At 76.7% G+C, this 17539-nt stretch carries 2 protein-coding genes; one reads left to right on the top strand and one right to left on the bottom strand.

What is annotated here, in order from left to right; all coding sequences use genetic code 11:
• Nucleotides 1-3: 3 nt before the first annotated feature.
• Entirely contained in the window at nucleotides 4-1224 is a 1221-nt protein-coding gene (locus tag AB0H28_RS25010; RefSeq protein ID WP_358044779.1) for a cytochrome P450, read from the bottom strand.
• Nucleotides 1225-1441: 217 nt separating this feature from the next.
• Here AB0H28_RS25010 and AB0H28_RS25005 point away from each other — a divergent pair, with 217 nt between their 5' ends.
• The gene (locus tag AB0H28_RS25005; protein WP_358044777.1) at nucleotides 1442-17536 is read left to right on the top strand and encodes a type I polyketide synthase; all 16095 of its coding nucleotides are present in this window, start codon (nucleotides 1442-1444) and stop codon (nucleotides 17534-17536) included.
• The last annotated feature ends 3 nt before the right edge of the window (nucleotides 17537-17539 follow it).

Here is a 17539-nt window from a genome sequence, read left to right as displayed (position 1 = left end):
AGGTCACCTGGCGTACGTCAGGCGCAGCGGCAGGCTGCGCAGGCCGAGCAGGAACGTGAAGTGCGAGTACCACGGCAGCTCGGTGGTCGCCAGCTCGATCGAGGAGTATCGGCGCAGCAGTTCCTCGAACGCGATCACGACCTCCATCCTGCCGAGCGTCGCGGCGATGCAGTAGTGCGGGCCGGAGCCGAAGATGAGCGGGGACGTGCCGGTGCGGGTGACGTCGAACCGCTCCGGGTCCGGATACTTCGCCGGGTCGTGGTGGGCCGCGCCGAGCACGATGAAGACCGACGCCCCGGCCGGGATCGTGACGCCGCCGACCTGGACCGGCGCGACGGTCTGCCGGGCCATGATCTGCACGGCGGAGTTGTGCCGGGACAGTTCGTCGAAGCTGCGCTCGACCAGCTCCGGGTGCTCCCGCAGCAGCCGGAGCTGATCCGGGTTCTGCAGCAGCGACACCATGCCGTTGCCGATCACGTTGACCGACGTCTCGTGCCCGGCGTTGAACAGCACCAGGATCTGCGCCGCGATGTCCTCGTCGCTGAGCCGGTCGCCCCTGGCGTCCGGCTCCAGCAGGATCGACAGCAGGTCGTCGCGCGGCTCGGCCCGGCGCTCGGCGAGCCTCTCGGCGATGTACGCGCTGAACTCCGGGACCGCCTCGTTCATCCGCCGGCGCATCCGCGGCGTGACCATCGGGTCGACCACGTCGGCGATGGTGTTGGTCCACTGCCGGCACCGGTCGGCGTCGGCCAGGGGGATGCCCACCAGTTCACACACCACGACGACCGGCAGCGGCAGTGCGAGCCCGCTGATCAGGTCCGCCTCGCCCTCGCCCATCGCGTCGATCATCTCGTTGACCAGCGTGCGGATGCGCGGCCGGAGCCGCGCCATGGCGGCCGGCGACAACGCCCGCGACACCATCCGGCGCAGCCGCCGGTGGTCGCCGCCGCCGCGGGTGAGCATCCACCGGCGGGCGCTGGCGACGACCGGGCTGTCCGGCCCGCCGCGTACCCGCGCCCACTGCGGATCGTCGGTGAAGTCGGTGCTGACCCCGGGGGAGCGGAGCACCGTGTCGCATTCCTCGTAGCCGGTGACCACCCAGTAGCCCAGGGGCGAGCGGTGCACCGGCTCGACGTCGCGGACCCGCTTGTAGTAGCCGTAGCGGTCGTCCTGCAGCGCGGGGTCCCGCAGGTCGAACAGCAGCCTGGTCCCAGCAGTCGTCATGGTGGTCGCCGATCTGTCGGATGTGCGGTCACTGTCGCCAGCGCCGCGCGGGCCGCGCAACCCCTGACCTCGCCGACGCCGCCGCTGGTTGAAGGGTGCCGCCCGCCCCGGCTAGGGGTGTCCGGCGCTCCGGGCCGCCGTTAGCGTCAGCCGTGGCCGATCCGGCCTGGTCACGGCCCCGCCAGGCGCACCCCGTCGCAAAATGAGGTCCTCACTGATGGCTGACAACGACACGCTTCGCGACTATCTGAAGCTGGTCACCACCGACCTGCACCGGGCGCGCCAGCGACTGCGGGAGGTCGAGGACGGCGGCCGGGAACCCATCGCCATCGTCGGGATGAGTTGCCGCTACCCCGGTGGGGCCGGCTCGCCCGACGAGCTGTGGGACCTGGTGGCGCAGGGGCGCGACGGCATCGGCGCGTTCCCGACCGACCGGGGCTGGGACCTGAGCCGGCTCTTCGACGCCGACCCCGACCGGCCGGCCAGCAGCTACGTGCGCGAGGGCGGCTTCATCGACGGCGCCGGGGACTTCGACCCGGCGTTCTTCGGCATCTCGCCGCGCGAGGCGCTCGCCATGGACCCGCAGCAGCGGATCCTGCTGGAGTCGACGTGGGAGGCGATCGAGCGGGCCGGCATCGACCCGACGTCGCTGCGCGGCAGCCGCACCGGGGTCTTCGCCGGCACCAACGACCAGAACTACCTCGCGCTGTTCGGCAACGCGGGCTCGGACAGCGAGGGCTACCTGCTCACCGGTGGCGCCACCGCGGTCGTGTCCGGCCGGATCTCGTACGTGCTGGGGCTGACGGGCCCGGCGCTCACCGTGGACACCGCGTGCTCGTCGTCGCTCGTCGCGCTGCACCTGGCCTGCCAGTCGCTGCGGCAGAACGAGTGCTCCCTCGCCATCGCCGGCGGGGTCACGGTGATGGCGACGCCCGGCGTGTTCACCGAGTTCAGCCGCCAGCGCGGCCTGGCCGGCGACGGCCGCTGCAAGTCGTTCGCCGAGGCCGCCGACGGCACCGGCTGGTCCGAGGGCGTCGGCGTGCTGCTCGTCGAGCGGCTGTCCGACGCGCAGCGTCACGGCCACCCGATCCTGGCGGTGGTGCGGGGCAGCGCGGTCAACTCCGACGGCGCGTCCAACGGGCTGACCGCCCCGAACGGCCCGGCCCAGCAGCGGGTGATCCTGGAGGCGCTCACCAACGCCGGGCTCACCCCCGCCGACGTCGACGCGGTCGAGGGCCACGGCACCGGCACCACCCTCGGCGACCCGATCGAGGCGCAGGCGCTGCTCGCCACGTACGGCCAGGGCCGCACCGGCGAACCGCTCTACCTGGGCTCGGTCAAGTCGAACATCGGCCACCCGCAGGCCGCCGCCGGCGTGGCCGGCATCATCAAGATGGTCATGGCGTTGCGGCACGGCGTGCTGCCCGGCACCCTGCACCTCGACCGGCCCACTTCCAACGTCGACTGGGACGCCGGCCGGGTCAGCCTGCTGGCCGGGAACCGGGACTGGCCGGAGACCGGCCACCCCCGCCGGGCCGGCGTCTCCTCGTTCGGGGTCAGCGGCACCAACGCGCACATCATCCTCGAACAGTCCCCGGCGCCCGCCGCGGCGGAGGCGACCGGGGATGCCGACGGGCCGGTGACGGTGCCCGTCTCGGCGCGTACCGGCGAGGCGCTGCGTCGGCAGGCCGCCCGGCTGCGCGCCGCGGTGGACGCCGACCCGGCGATCCGGCCCGCCGACGTCGCCCGCACGCTGGCCACCGCACGGGCCGCGATGACGCACCGGGCCGTCGTCCGGGCCACCGACCGGGCCGAACTGCTGGCCGCGCTGGCCGCGGTGGAGTCCGGCGCGGAGCACGACGGCGTCGTGCGCGGCGCGGCCCGCGACGGCAAGGTGGCCTTCCTGTTCACCGGTCAGGGCGCGCAGCGGATCGGGATGGGCGCGGACCTGGCCGCGCGGTTCCCGGTCTTCGCGGAGACCTTCGACGCGATCTGCGCCCGCTTCGACGGACTCCGCGCGGCACTCCGGTGCGAGGAGATCCATCAGACCGTCCACACCCAGGCCGGCTTGTTCGCCTTCGAGGTGGCACTGGCCCGCCAGCTCGCACACTGGGGCGTGGTACCCGACCGGCTGCTCGGCCACTCGGTCGGCGAGATCGCCGCCGCGCACGTGGCCGGCGTGCTCGACCTGGCCGACGCCTGCACGCTGGTCGCCGCCCGGGGCCGGCTGATGCAGGCCCTCCCGGCCGGCGGCGCGATGCTTGCGGTGGCGGCCCCGGAGGCGGCGGTCCGCGCCGAGCTGGTCGACGGCGTGGACGTCGCCGCGGTCAACGGCTCGGCCGCCGTGGTGGTCTCCGGCGACGCCGACGCGCTCGACGCGCTCGACGGCCGGTGGCGGGAGCGGGGCTGGCAGACCAAGCGGCTCCAGGTCTCGCACGCCTTCCACTCGCCCCGTATGGACGCCATGCTCGACGACTTCCGGGCGGTGGCGGAGGGTCTCCGTTACGCCGCGCCGCGGGTGCCCGTGGTGTCCAACCTGACCGGTGAGCCGGTCGACCGGATGGACGCCGACTACTGGGTGCGGCACGTGCGCGGCACGGTCCGCTTCGCCGACGGCCTGGACTGGCTGCACGCGCGGGAGACCACCGCATACCTGGAGATCGGGCCGGACGGCCCGCTCACCGCGCTGGCCGCCGAGCACCTGGACGACGTCACGGCCGTCGCCACCGGGCGCCGCGACCGCCCCGAGGCCGCGGCGCTGTGGGCCGCGCTCGCCGGCGCGTACGCCGGCGGCGTGCCGGTCGACTGGACCGCCGTCAACGGCCCGGCCGGCCGGATCGTCGCGCTGCCCACCTACCCGTTCGCCCGGCAGCGGTTCTGGCCTAGGCCGGCGCCGGGCTGGGGCGACGTCGCCGCCGCCGGTCTCGGCGTGACCGGCCATCCGCTGCTCGGCGCCGGCGTCATGCTGGCCGGCGGCGACGAGGCGCTGTTCACCGGCCGCCTGTCGGTGGCCACCCATCCGGCGCTCGCCGACCACGTGGTGCTCGGCCGGATCGTGCTGCCCGGCACCGCGCTGGCCGAGGCCGCCGTGCGGGCCGGCGACCAGGTCGGCTGCGGCGTGGTACAGGAACTGGTCCTGCAGACGCCGCTGGTGATGCCGGCCGAGGCCGCCGTGCAGGTGCAGGTGCAGGTGGGCGCGGCGGACGCGCGTGGCCGCCGGGACGTCACCGTCCACTCCCGGGTGGCGGACGCCTCCGCCGACGGCTGGCCCGAGGAACCGTGGACCGTGCACGCGACGGGTGTGCTCGCCCCCGCCACGGCGGGCACCCCGGCGCCGCCCGCGCCGGACTGGCCGCCGGCCGACGCCGAGCGGATCGACGTGGCGGCGCTCTACGCCGGCTACGACGCCGCCGGCCTGGCCTACGGCCCGGTGTTCCGGGGCATCCGGTCGGCCTGGCGGGCCGGCGACGAGATCCTGGCCGAGCTGCGCCTGCCGGCGGGCGAGGAGTCCGACGCCCGCCGGTACGGTCTGCACCCGGCCCTGTTCGACGCGGGGTTGCAGGCGCTCGCCGCCCGGGCGGCGGCGCAGGACGGCTTCACCGGCCTGCCGTTCTCCTTCACCGGGGTCACCCTGCGGGCTGCCGGCGCGACCACGCTGCGGGTCCGGCTCGTCCCGGACGGCGTGGACGCGGTCCGCCTCGACGCGTACGACGACACCGGCGCGCCGGTGCTCACCGTCGACCGGGTGCTGCTGCGCCCGATCGCCGGGGCGCAGTTCGCGGCCCGGGCGGCCGGGCCGGCGGCGCTGCTGCGGTTGGCCTGGTCCCCGCTGGCCGCCGACGACACCCCGGCGCCGGACTGGGCGCAGCTCGACGGCGACCCGATCGGCGTCGGCGTTCCGGTCGGCGCCGACGCCGCCGTCCTGCTCGCCCCGGTGCTCGGGTACGCGCCGACCGCCGAGGGCGTCCGGGCCGCCACCGCGCGCACGCTCGACCTGCTCAACCGACCCCGGGAGACCACCGACCGCCTGGTCGTGGTCACCCGCGGGGCGGTCGCGGCCGAGCCGGGCGACCAGGTCACCGACCTGGCCGGCGCGGCCGTCTGGGGGCTCGTCCGGTCGGCCCAGGCCGAGGACCCGGGCAGCGTCGTGCTCGTCGACCTGCCCGGCGGTCCGCTCGTCGCGCCCGACCCGCTGCCCGCCCTCGCGGCCGGGCTGGCCACCGGCGAGCCGCAACTGGCGATCCGGGCGGGCGGCCTGCACCGGGCCCGGCTGCGCCGCGTGGAACCGGCCGCCGACCTCGTCCCGCCCGCCGACACCGCGCACTGGCGGCTGGCGCTGCCGGCGGACGGGACGCTCGACCAGCTCGCGCTCGTGCCGTCCGGCGCGGACGCGCCGCTGGCGCCCGGCCAGGTCCGGCTCTCGGTGCGGGCCGCCGGGCTGAACTTCCGCGACGTGCTGGCCGCGCTCGGCATGTACCCGGGCCGCGTCGAACTCGGCGCCGAGGTCGCCGGCGTCGTGCTGGAGGTCGCGCCGGACGTCGCCACGCTGCGCCCCGGCGACCGCGTCTTCGGCCTCTGTCCCGGATCGTTCGGCCCGGTCGCGGTGGCCGACCACCGGGTGCTCGCGCCGATGCCCGAGCGGTGGACGTTCGCCGAGGCGGCGTCGGTGCCGATCGTCTACGGCACCGCCCTGTACGGCCTGCACGACCTCGGCGCGCTCAGCGCCGGCCAATCGGTGCTGATCCACGCCGCGACCGGCGGCGTCGGCCTGGCCGCGGTGCAACTCGCCCGGCACCTCGGCGCCGAGGTCTTCGCCACCGCGAGCCCGGCGAAGTGGGACGTGCTGCGCGGGCTGGGCCTGGACGACGCGCACATCGCGTCGTCGCGGGACGTCGGCTTCGCGACCGCGTTCGACCGCGTCGACGTGGTGCTGAACAGCCTGGCCGGCGAGTTCGTGGACGCCTCGCTGCGACTGCTGGCCGGCGGCGGCACGTTCGTCGAGATGGGCAAGAGCGACGTGCGGGACCCGGCGGCGGTCGCCGCCACCCACCCGGGCGTCACCTACCGCTCCTTCGACCTGATCGACGCCGGGCCCGACCGCATCCAGGAGATCCTCGGCCGGCTGCGGGAGCTGTTCGCCGACGGCAGCCTGCGCCTGTCGCCGGTGCGCGCCTGGGACGTGCGCCGGGCGCCCGAGGCGTTCCGGCACGTCAGCCAGGCGCGGCACGTCGGCAAGGTGGTGCTCACCGTGCCCCGGCCGCTCGAGAAGGACGGCACGGTTCTGATCACCGGCGGCACCGGCCGGCTCGGCACCCTGCTCGCCCGGCACCTGGCCGCCGAGCACGGCGTCCGGCACCTGATCCTCGCCGGCCGCCGCGGGCCCGACGGCGTCGACCCGGCCGACGGCGTGCCGGCGGGCGCCGAGGTGGTCACCTGCGACGTCGGCGACCGGGCCGCGCTCGCCGCGCTGATCGACAGCATCCCCGCCGACCGGCCGCTGACCGCCGTCCTGCACCTGGCCGGCGTGCTCGACGACGGGGTCGTCGCCGCGCTGACCCCGCAGCGGCTGGACACCGTGCTGCGCCCCAAGGCCGACGCGGCGCTGCACCTGGACGAGTTGACCCGCGGCCTCGACCTCGCCGCGTTCGTGGTCTTCTCCGCGCTGGCCGGCACCGTCGGCAGCGCCGGGCAGGCCGGGTACGCGGCGGCGAACAGCCTCCTCGACGCGCTGGCGACGCGACGCCGGGCGGCCGGCCTGCCCGCCCAGTCGCTGGCCTGGGGCCCGTGGTCCGGCGGCGGCATGGTCGGGCAGCTCTCCGACGGCGACCGCGCCCGCCTGGCCGCCTCCGGTTTCCCGCCGCTGGCCGAGTCCGACGGGCTCACGCTGCTGGACGCCGCGCTCGCCGCCGCCGCGCCAGTCCTCGTACCGACCGGGTTCGACCCGGCCGCGCTGGCCGCCCGCGCCGCCGACCTGCCCGCCGTGCTGACCGAGCTGACCCGCGTCCCGCAGCGCCGCGCGGCCGGGACCGGCCGCGACGTCGGCCGGTCCCGCCCGGATCGGGCCGCCCTGCTGGAGCAGGTACGCGCCGACGCCGCCGCGGTGCTCGGCCTGCCCGGCCCGCAGGCGGTCGAACCGGACCGGCCGTTCAAGGAGATCGGCTTCGACTCGCTGACCTCGATCGAGCTGCGCAACCGGCTGCGCGCGGCGCTGGGCACCCGGCTGCCCGCCACCCTGGTCTTCGACCACCCGACCCCGGCGGCCGTCGCCGCCTTCCTCGACGTGGAACTGGGCGGCGGCGCCGCCGACGCGCCCGGCGTCACCCCGGCGACCGTCCCGCGGGGCGGGCCGGCCGACGACCCGATCGCCATCGTGGGCATGGGCTGCCGGTTCCCGGGCGGGGCCGACACCCCGGAGGCGCTGTGGCGCATCGTCGCCGGGGGCGTCGACGCGGTCGGCGCGTTCCCGGACGACCGCGGCTGGCACGTCGAGCACCTCTTCGAGCCGGGCACCTCGTACACCTTCGAGGGCGGCTTCGTCGACGGCGTGGCCGACTTCGACGCCGGCTTCTTCGCGATCAGCCCGCGCGAGGTGGTCACCATGGACCCGCAGCAGCGGCTGCTGCTGGAGACGTCGTGGGAGGCGTTCGAGCGGGCCGGCATCGACCCGGAGACGCTGCGCGGCAGCCGCACCGGCGTCTACGTCGGCGCCGCCACCACCGGCTACGGCGTCGGCGACCTGCGGTTGCCCGAGGGCTCCGAACCGCACCTGCTCACCGGCACCGCGACGAGCGTGGTCGCCGGCCGGCTCTCCTACACGTTCGGCCTGGAGGGCCCGGCGGTCACCGTGGACACCGCCTGCTCGTCCTCCCTGGTGGCGCTGCACCTGGCGGCCGAGGCGCTGCGGCACGGCGAGTGCGACCTGGCGATCGCCGGCGGCGCCACCGTGATGACCACCCCCGGCATGTTCCTGGACAGCAGCCGTGGCGGCGCGCTCGCCCCGGACGGGCGCTGCAAGGCGTTCGCCGACGGCGCCGACGGCACCGGGTGGGGCGAGGGCGCCGGCGTCGTGCTGATCGAGCGGCTCAGCGACGCCCGCCGCCACGGTCACCCGGTCCTCGCCCTGGTCGCCGGGTCGGCGGTCAACCACGACGGGGCCAGCAACGGGCTCACCGCGCCGAACGGGCCGTCGCAGCAGCGGGTCATCGCCGCGGCGCTGCGGCACGCCGGGCTCACCGCCGCCGACGTGGACGCGGTGGAGGCGCACGGCACCGGCACCGCCCTCGGTGACCCGATCGAGGCGCAGGCGCTGCTGGCCACGTACGGCCGGGAGCACCCCGACGACGCCCCGCTGCGGCTGGGTTCGATCAAGTCGAACATCGGGCACACCCAGTCGGCGGCCGGCGTGGCCGGGATCATCAAGATCGTGCTGGCGCTGCGGCACGGGCTGCTGCCCGCCACCCTGCACGTCGACCGCCCGTCCGCGCACGTCGACTGGTCCGCCGGCGGTGTCCGGCTGCTCACCGAGCCGGTGCCGTGGCCCGCCGCCGAGCGGGTCCGCCGGGCCGGCGTGTCCTCGTTCGGCATGAGCGGCACCAACGCCCACGTGATCATCGAGCAGGCCCCGCCGGCGGCCGGGCGCACCGTCGACCGGGCCGGCGGCCCGTGGCTGCTGTCGGCCCGCACCGCCAAGGCGCTGCGCGCGCAGGCCGCGCGGTTGCGTGCCCACCTCGACGCCGAGCCCGGCTGGCGGCCGGACGACGTGGCGTACGCGCTGAGCACCACCCGGGGCCGGCTGCCGCACCGCGCGGTGCTGTTCGCCGACGACCGGGACGGCTACCCCGGGCTGCTCGACGCGCTCGCCGCCGACCGCGGCGCGCCCGGCCTGATCCGGGGCGTCGCCGGCGCCGGCGGGAAGGTCGCCTTCGTCTTCCCCGGCCAGGGCCCGCAGTGGCTCGGCATGGCCGAGGGGCTGCTGGCGTCCTCGCCGGTCTTCCGCGCCTCGGTCGAGGCGTGCGACGCCGCGCTGCGGCCCCGGCTCGGCTGGTCGGTGACCGACGTGCTGCGCGGCGCCGACCCGCAGCGGTCGCTCGACGACGTCGCGGTGGTCCAGCCCGCCCTGTTCGCGACAATGGTCTCGCTGGCCGAGCTGTGGCGCGCCGAGGGCGTCGAGCCGGCCGCCGTGGTCGGCCACTCCCAGGGTGAGGTGGCCGCCGCCTACCTGGCCGGTGGCCTGACCCTGGACGACGCCGCCACGGTGATCGCGGTGCGCAGCCGCCTGCTGGCCGAGCGGGGCGCCCAGATCGCCGGCGCGATGGTCGCCGTGTCGCTGCCCGCCGCCGAGGTGGAGGGCCGGCTGGCCGACTACCCCGGCCTGGACGTCGTGGCCGTCAACGGCCCCCGCACCGTCTCGGTGGCCGGCGACCCGCAGACCGCCGACCGGCTGTTCGCCGACCTGTCCACCGAGGGCGTCCGGGTCCGCAAGATCCGCATCCCCGGCGCGGCCCACTCCTGGCACATGGACGTGCTGCGCGAACCCGTGCTGGCCGAGCTGGCCGGCATCAGCCCCCGCGCCGGCGACGGCCCGGTGTTCTACTCCACCGTCACCGGTGCACCGGTGGACACCGCCGGGCTGGACGCGGCGTACTGGTACCGCAACATCCGGCAGACGGTCCGCTTCGCCGACGCGGTGCGGCGGCTGCTGCGCGACGGGCACACCGTCTTCGTCGAGGCCAGCACCCACCCGGTGCTGGTGCACGCGGTGCAGGACGCCGCCGAGGACGCGAACGTCGAGGCGGTCGCGGTCGGCTCGCTGCGGCGCGACGAGGGCGGCCCGGACCGGTTCCGGGCCTCGGTGGCCGAGGCGTACGCCCGGGGCGCCCGGTTCGACTGGACCGCGCTGCCGTCGCGGGTCGACGGCGCCGCGCCGCCGATGCCGCTGCCCACCTACGCGTTCCAGCACCAGCGGTTCTGGCTGGAGGCGAACCCCGCCGCCACCACCGGCACCACCTCCGACGCCGCCGAGGCCGGGTTCTGGGACGCGGTCGAACGCTCCGACCTGGCCCCGCTGATCGAGGCGTTCGGCGCCGACGACGCCGACCGGATCGCCCCGGTGCTGCCGGTGCTGGCCTCCTGGCGCTCGCGGGAGCAGCGCCGCCGCACCGTCGACGCCTGGCGCTACCGGGTCGAGTGGCGACCGGCGCCGGCCGGCGGCCCGGCGACGCTGTCCGGCCGGTGGCTGCTCGTCGCCCCGGACGGGGACCCGACGGCCGCCGAGGTCGACCGGCTGCTCACCGCGCACGGCGCCGAGGTGGTCACCGACGCCGGCGCGGCAGACCTCGCCGGCATCGTGTCGCTGCTGGCGCTGGACGAGACACCGCACCCGGACTGGCCGGACGTCACCCGCGGCACCGTCGGCAACCTGGCGTTGATCCAGGAGCACGCCCGCGGCGACCGGGACGTGCCGCTCTGGCTCGCCACCCGGGGCGCGGTGAGCGTCTCCCCGGCCGACCGGATCACCGGCGCCACCCAGGCCCAGAGCTGGGGGCTGGGCCTGGTGGCGAGCCTGGAACAGCCCGGCCGGTTCGGCGGCCTGATCGACCTCCCGCCGGTCGTCGACGGCCGCGCCGCCGGCCGGATCGCGGCCGTGCTGGCCGGGCTCGGCGACGAGGACCAACTCGCCGTACGGGCCTCCGGCGTCCTCGCCCGGCGGATGGTGCGCGCCGCGCCGAACCCGAACCGCCGGCCCGCGCCGAGCCTGCGCGGCACGGTGCTGATCACCGGTGGGACCGGCACGATCGGCGCCCACGTGGCCCGCCGGCTGGCCACCGCCGGCGCGCAACGGCTGCTGCTGACCAGCCGCCGCGGCCCCGACGCGCCCGGCGCGGCGGAACTGGCCGGGGAACTCGCCGCGCTCGGCGCGCGGGTGCGGATCGTCGCCTGCGACGTGGCCGACCGCGACGCGCTGCGCGCGCTGCTCGCCGGCGTCGACGACGCCGCCCCGCTGACCGCCGTCTTCCACGCCGCCGGGGTCGCCCAGTCCACCGCGATCACCGACATCGACCCGGCCGAGCTGGCCGCCACCGTACGCGGGAAGGCGACCGGCGCCCGCAACCTCGACGAGTTGGCCGGCGACGACCTCGAGGCGTTCGTGGTCTTCTCCTCCGGCGCGAGCGTGTGGGGCGGCGGCGGCCAGGCCGCGTACGCCGCCGGCAACGCCTACCTGGACGCCCTGTGCCGGCAGCGGCACGAGCGCGGCCAGGCCGCGCTGGCGGTCTCCTGGGGCGGTTGGGAGGGCAGCGGCATGGCCACCGCCGACGCGGTCGCCCAGCTCGCCCGGCGCGGTCTGCGCCCGATGCCGCCGCAGCTCGCGCTGGCCGCGCTGGACCAGGCGATGGGCGAGCCGGAGCCGCACCTGACCGTCGCCGACATCGACTGGGAGAGGTTCGCGCCCAGCTACACCGCCGCCCGCCGGCGACTGCTCGTCGACGAGATCCCGGAGGCGCGCGTCGGGCGGGAGGCGGACCGGCCCGGCGGCGCCGACGGCGAGACGGGCGAGTTCGCCGCCCGGCTGAGCGCGCTGCCGGCCGGCGAGCGCAAGCGTTTCCTGCAGGACCTGGTGCGCAACTTGGCCGCCGACACGCTCGGGCACACCGGGGTGGAGGAGATCGCGCCCACCCGGGCCTTCCGGGAGCTGGGCTTCGACTCGGTCACCGCGGTCGACGTCCGCAACAAGCTGCGCGCGGCCACCGGCCTGCAGCTACCCACCACGCTCATCTTCGACTACCCGACCCCGGCGCTGCTCGCCGAGCACCTGCGCGCCGAGCTGCTCGGCGAGGCGCCGGCCGAGACCGCCGCGACGGCCGCCGCCGGCGCCGACGAACCGATCGCCATCGTGGGCATGAGCTGCCGGTACGCCGGTGGCGTGCGCAGCCCGGAGGAGCTGTGGGACCTGGTGGTCAACGGCGTCGACGCGGTCGACGGGTTCCCCGACGACCGCGGCTGGGACCTCGACGCGCTCTACGACCCGGACCCCGACGCGCCGGGCGCCTCCTACGTCCGCGAGGGCGGGTTCATCTACGACGCCGGTGACTTCGACGCCGGGTTCTTCAGCATCAGCCCCCGCGAGGCGCTGGCGATGGATCCGCAGCAGCGGATCCTGCTGGAAACGTCCTGGGAGGCCATCGAGCGCGGCGGCATCAACCCGCAGACGTTGGCCCGCAGCCGCACCGGGGTCTTCGTCGGCACCTCGTTCCAGGGCTACGGCATGGGCGCGCACCTGGGGCTCGGCGCGACCGAGGGCTTCTTCCTGGCCGGCACCGGCACCGCCGCCGTCTCCGGCCGGGTCGCCTACGGGCTCGGGCTGGAGGGGCCGGCGGTCACCGTGGACACCGCCTGCTCCTCGTCGCTGGTGGCCCTGCACCTGGGCGCACAGGCGCTGCGGCAGGGCGAGTGCGACCTGGCGCTGGCCGGCGGCGTCGCCGTGCTGCCCACGCCTACCTCGTTCACCGAGTTCAGCCGCCAGCGTGGCCTGGCCCCGGACGGCCGCTGCAAGCCGTTCGCGGCGGCGGCCGACGGCACCGGCTGGGGCGAGGGCGCGGGCGTGGTCCTGCTGGAGCGTCTCTCCGACGCGATCCGCAACGGGCACCCGGTGCTCGCGGTGGTCGCCGCCACGGCGACCAACCAGGACGGCGCCTCCAACGGCCTGACCGCCCCCAACGGCCCCTCCCAGCAGCGGGTGATCGCGCAGGCGCTGGCGAACGCCGGCCTGGCGCCGGCCGACGTCGACCTGGTCGAGGCACACGGCACCGGCACCACGCTCGGCGACCCGATCGAGGCGCAGGCCATCATCGCGACGTACGGGCAGAACCGGCCGGACGACCGTCCGCTCTGGCTCGGCTCGGTCAAGTCGAACATCGGGCACACCCAGTCGGCGGCCGGCGTGGCCGGCGTGATCAAGGCGGTGATGGCCGTCCGGCACGGCGTGTTGCCGCCGAGCCTGCACGTCGACGAGCCCACCCCGCACGTGGACTGGGGGCGCGGCGCGGTCCGGCTGCTGACCGAGGGGCGGGCCTGGCCGGCCACCGGCGGCCCGCGCCGGGCCGGCATCTCGTCGTTCGGCGGCACCGGCACCAACGCGCACGCCATCGTCGAGCAGGCCCCGGATTCCCCCGCCGCCGAGGCCGACGCGCCGGCGTCGGCGGCGCCGCTGGCCTGGCTGCTCTCCGGCCGCACCGAGGACGCCCTGCGGGAGCAGGCCGACCGGCTGCGCCGGCACCTCGCCGGCCGACCCGACGCCGGGCCCGGCCCGGTCGCCTGGTCGCTGGCCACCACCCGGGCCGCCTTCGAACACCGGGCGGCGCTGTTCGGCGCCGGCCGGGACGACCTGCTGGGCCGGCTGGACGACCTGGTCGCCGCCCGCCCCTGCGCCGACGTGGTGACCGGCTCGGTGACGACAGGTGAGACCGTGTTCGTCTATCCGGGCCAGGGCAGCCAGTGGATCGGCATGGCCGCCACGCTGATGGACACCGCGCCGGTGTTCGCCGACGCCATCGACGAGTGCGCCCTGGCGCTCGCGCCGCACCTCGACTGGTCGCTGCAGGACGTTCTGCTCGACCGGCCCGGCGCCGCCTCGCTGGAGCGGGTCGACGTGGTCCAGCCGGTGCTGTTCGCCGTGATGGTGGCGCTCACCCGGCTGTGGGAGTCGTGGGGCGTGGTGCCGGACGCGGTGGTCGGCCACTCGCAGGGCGAGATCGTCGCCGCGCACGTGGCCGGCGGCCTCAGCCTCGACGACGCGGCCCGGATCGTCGCCGTGCGGAGCAAGCTCGTCGGCACCGTCGCCGGCACCGGTGGCATGGTGTCGGTGTGGCTGGGCGCCGACCCGGTGCGGGAGCGGCTCGCCGCGTACCCCGAGCTGTCGGTCGCCGCCGTCAACGGGCCGGAGACCACTGTGGTGGCCGGCCCGGCCGACGACCTGGACTCCTTCGTCGACGCCTGCGCCGCCGACGGCGTGCGGGTCCGGCGGATCGCCGTGGACTACGCCTCGCACAGCCCACAGATGGACGCGCTGCGCGACGAGCTGATCGCCGCGCTCGGCGCGGTCCGTCCCGGCCCGGGCCGCATCCCGATGTGGTCCACGGTGGACGGTGGGTGGACGGACACCGGCACGATGGACGCCGGGTACTGGTTCCGCAACCTGCGCCGGCCGGTGCTCTTCGACGCCGGCGTGCGCGCCCTCGCCGACGCCGGTTACCACTTCTTCGTCGAGGTCAGCGCCCACCCGGTGCTCGCCATGGCGGTCCGCGCGACGCTCGACGAGGCCGACGCGGACCGTCGCGTCGCGGTCGTCGGCACGCTGCGCCGCGACGAGGGCGACCTGACCCGGGTGCTGCGCTCGGCCGCCGAACTGCACGCCCAGGGCGGCACCGTCGACTGGTCGGCCGCGCTGGCCGGACACGCCGCGCCGATCGTGCCGCTGCCGACGTACGCGTTCCAGCGCAGCCGCTACTGGCTCACCCCGGCGCGGACGACGCCGGCCGGCGACCTGAGCGGCGCCGGCCTGACCGACGCCGGCCACCCGCTGCTCGGCGCCGCCGTGGCGCTTGCCGACGGCGACGGGCTGGTGCTGACCGGCCGGCTCGGCGCCGGCGACCAGCGCTGGTTGGGCGACCACGCGGTGCTCGGGACCGTGCTGCTGCCCGGCACCGCGTTCGTCGAGCTGGCGTTGCAGGCCGGCCTGCGGGTCGGCGCCGCGGCGCTGGACGAGGTGACCCTGGAGGCGCCGCTGGTGCTCACCGAGCGGCAGGCGGTCCGGATCCAGGTCGTGGTCGGCGCGCCCGGGGAGACCGGCCGCCGCACCGTCGCCGTCTACGCCCGCCCGGACTCCGACCCCGGCGACGAGGTGGAGTGGACCCGCTACGCGAGTGCGACCCTCGCTCCGGTGACGGCCGGCCCCGATTTCGACCTGCGGGAGTGGCCGCCGGCCGGGGCGCAGGCGGTGGACACCGCCGGCTTCTACGACGACCTGACCGAGCGCGGCTACGGCTACGGGCCGGCCTTCCAGGGGCTGCGCGCCCTGTGGCAACGCGACGGCGAGGTGTTCGCCGAGGTCGCGCTGCCCGACGACGGGGACGACGCGGCGGCGTACGGGGTGCACCCGGCCCTGCTGGACGCCGCCCTGCACGGCATCGGGCTGCTCCGGTCGCTGCACCGGGACGCCGCCGGCGGCGCGCCGCAGGGCGCCGAGCTGCCGTTCTCGTTCAGCGGGGTGCGGCTGTGGGCCACCGGCGCGGACACGGTCCGGGTCCGGCTCGGCCGGTCCGAGCAGAACGCCGTCGTGGTGCGGATCGCCGACGCCACGGGCGCGCCGGTCGTCGCGGTGGACGCGCTGGTGGCCCGGCCGCTGCCGGCCTCGTTCGGCGCGTCCGGCGCGGCCCGGCCGACCACGCTGTACGAGCTGGACTGGAGCGACCTCGCCGTCGCCCCGGCCGATCCGGGACACTGGCTGGTCGTCGGCGACGCCCCGCTGGCCGACCAGGTGCGCGCCGCCGGTGGCCGGGTCAGCGCCTGCGCCACGTTCGACGACGTCACCGCCCACTTCACCGGCGACGACGATCCGGCGGTGGTGGTGGTCGCGCTGTCCGCGTCCGACGGCGACGGCGACGCCGTCGACCGGGCGGCGGGCTGCGTGCACGAGGCCCTGGCGCTGGCCCAGCGGTGGATCGGCGACGACCGTTTCGAGCCGGCCCGCCTGCTGGTGGTCTCCCGGGGAGCGGTCGGCGCGAAGCCGGCGCTCGCCCCGGCGGCGGCCTGGGGGCTGCTGCGCTCGGCCCAGTCCGAGCACCCGAACCGCTTCGTCCTGCTCGACCTGGGCGTCGACGCCGACCTCGACCTGCTGCCCCCGGCGGTGTGCTCGGGCGAGCCGCAGCTCGCCGCCGGGGCCGGCCGGGTCAGCGCGGCCCGCCTGGTGCGTGTCGCGCCGGCCGAGGGCGACACCGCGCCGGCGTTCGGGCCGGACGGCACCGTCCTGGTCACCGGCGGCACCGGCACGCTGGGCAGCGCGCTGGTGCGGCACCTGGCGAGCGTGCACGGCGTACGCCACTTCCTGGTCACCAGCCGCAGCGGCGCCGACGCTCCGGGCACCGCCGACCTGGTCGCCGACGTCGCCGCCCTCGGCGCCGAGGCGACGGTGGTGGCGTGCGACGCGGCGGACCGGGACCGGCTGGCCGAGGTCCTCGCCGAGATCCCGGCCGACCGGCCGCTCACCGGCGTGGTGCACGCGGTCGGCGTCCTGGACGACGGGGTGATCGCGGCGCTCGACCCCGGCCGGGTCGACCTGGTGATGCGGGGCAAGGCCCGGGGCGCGATGAACCTGCACGACCTCACCCGCGGTCTCGACCTCACCGCGTTCGTGTTGTTCTCCTCCGCCGCCGGCACCTTCGGCGGCGCCGGTCAGGGCAACTACGCGGCGGCCAACGCGTTCCTCGACGCGCTCGCCCAGCGCCGCCGGGCGGACGGGCTGGTGGCGAAGTCGCTGCCGTGGGGCCCGTGGGCGCAGCCGACCGGGATGACCGGGGCGCTTACCGAACTCGACGTGCGCCGGGTCGAGCGGACCGGCCTGCGGCCGATGGAGACCTCGTTCGGGATGACACTGTTCGACGCGGCGGTGCGACACCCCGCGCCGGTGGTGGTGCCCCTGCTGTTCGCCCGGGGCGCGCTCAGCGCGGCGACCGGACCGTTGCTGCACCTGCTGCGCTCGTTGGTGCGTACGCCGGTGCGGTCCGCGGCCGGCCGGCCGGCCGAGAGCGACGGGCCGCCGCTGCGCGAGCGGCTGATCGCGCTGCCCGACGAGGAGCGGCAGCGGGTCGTGCTCGACTTCGTCCGCACCCACGTCGCGGTCGTGCTCGGCTATCCGTCCGGCGGCGAGGTGCGCTCCGAGCGGGGCTTCCTCGACCTCGGCATGGACTCCCTGACCGGCATCGAGCTGCGCAACCGGATCGCCGGCGTGACCGGCCTGCGGTTGCCGGCGACGCTGGTCTTCGACCACCCGACGCCGATGGCGCTGGCTGCGCACCTGCGGGTCGCGCTCGTGCCACCCGCCAGGCCGGCCGCCGAGGTCGCGCTGGAGGAGCTGGACCGGCTGGAGGCCGTGCTGGACGCGGTCGAGCCCGGCGACGACGCCCATGCACGTGTCAAGCGGAGGTTGCGCTCGCTCGTCGCCCGCCTGAACGGCGGGACCGAGGACACCGACGGTGAGCAGGACCTCGAGTCGGCGACGGCGGAGGAGCTCTTCGAGTTCCTCGACCGCGCGGTGTGAGCG

It is taken from the genome of Micromonospora sp. NPDC050980, assembly GCF_040653835.1.
GTDB lineage: Bacteria > Actinomycetota > Actinomycetes > Mycobacteriales > Micromonosporaceae > Micromonospora.
The sequence above is the reverse complement of the archived record's forward strand: the minus strand, read 5'-3'. Positions and strand labels throughout refer to the sequence as shown.

What these genes read in the sequence shown, in the direction of transcription:
- AB0H28_RS25010 (WP_358044779.1), bottom strand. Translation starts at nt 1,224, where the DNA reads ATGACGACTGCTGGGACCAGGCTGCTGTTCGACCTGCGGGACCCCGCG.
- AB0H28_RS25005 (WP_358044777.1), top strand. Translation starts at nt 1,442, where the DNA reads ATGGCTGACAACGACACGCTTCGCGACTATCTGAAGCTGGTCACCACC.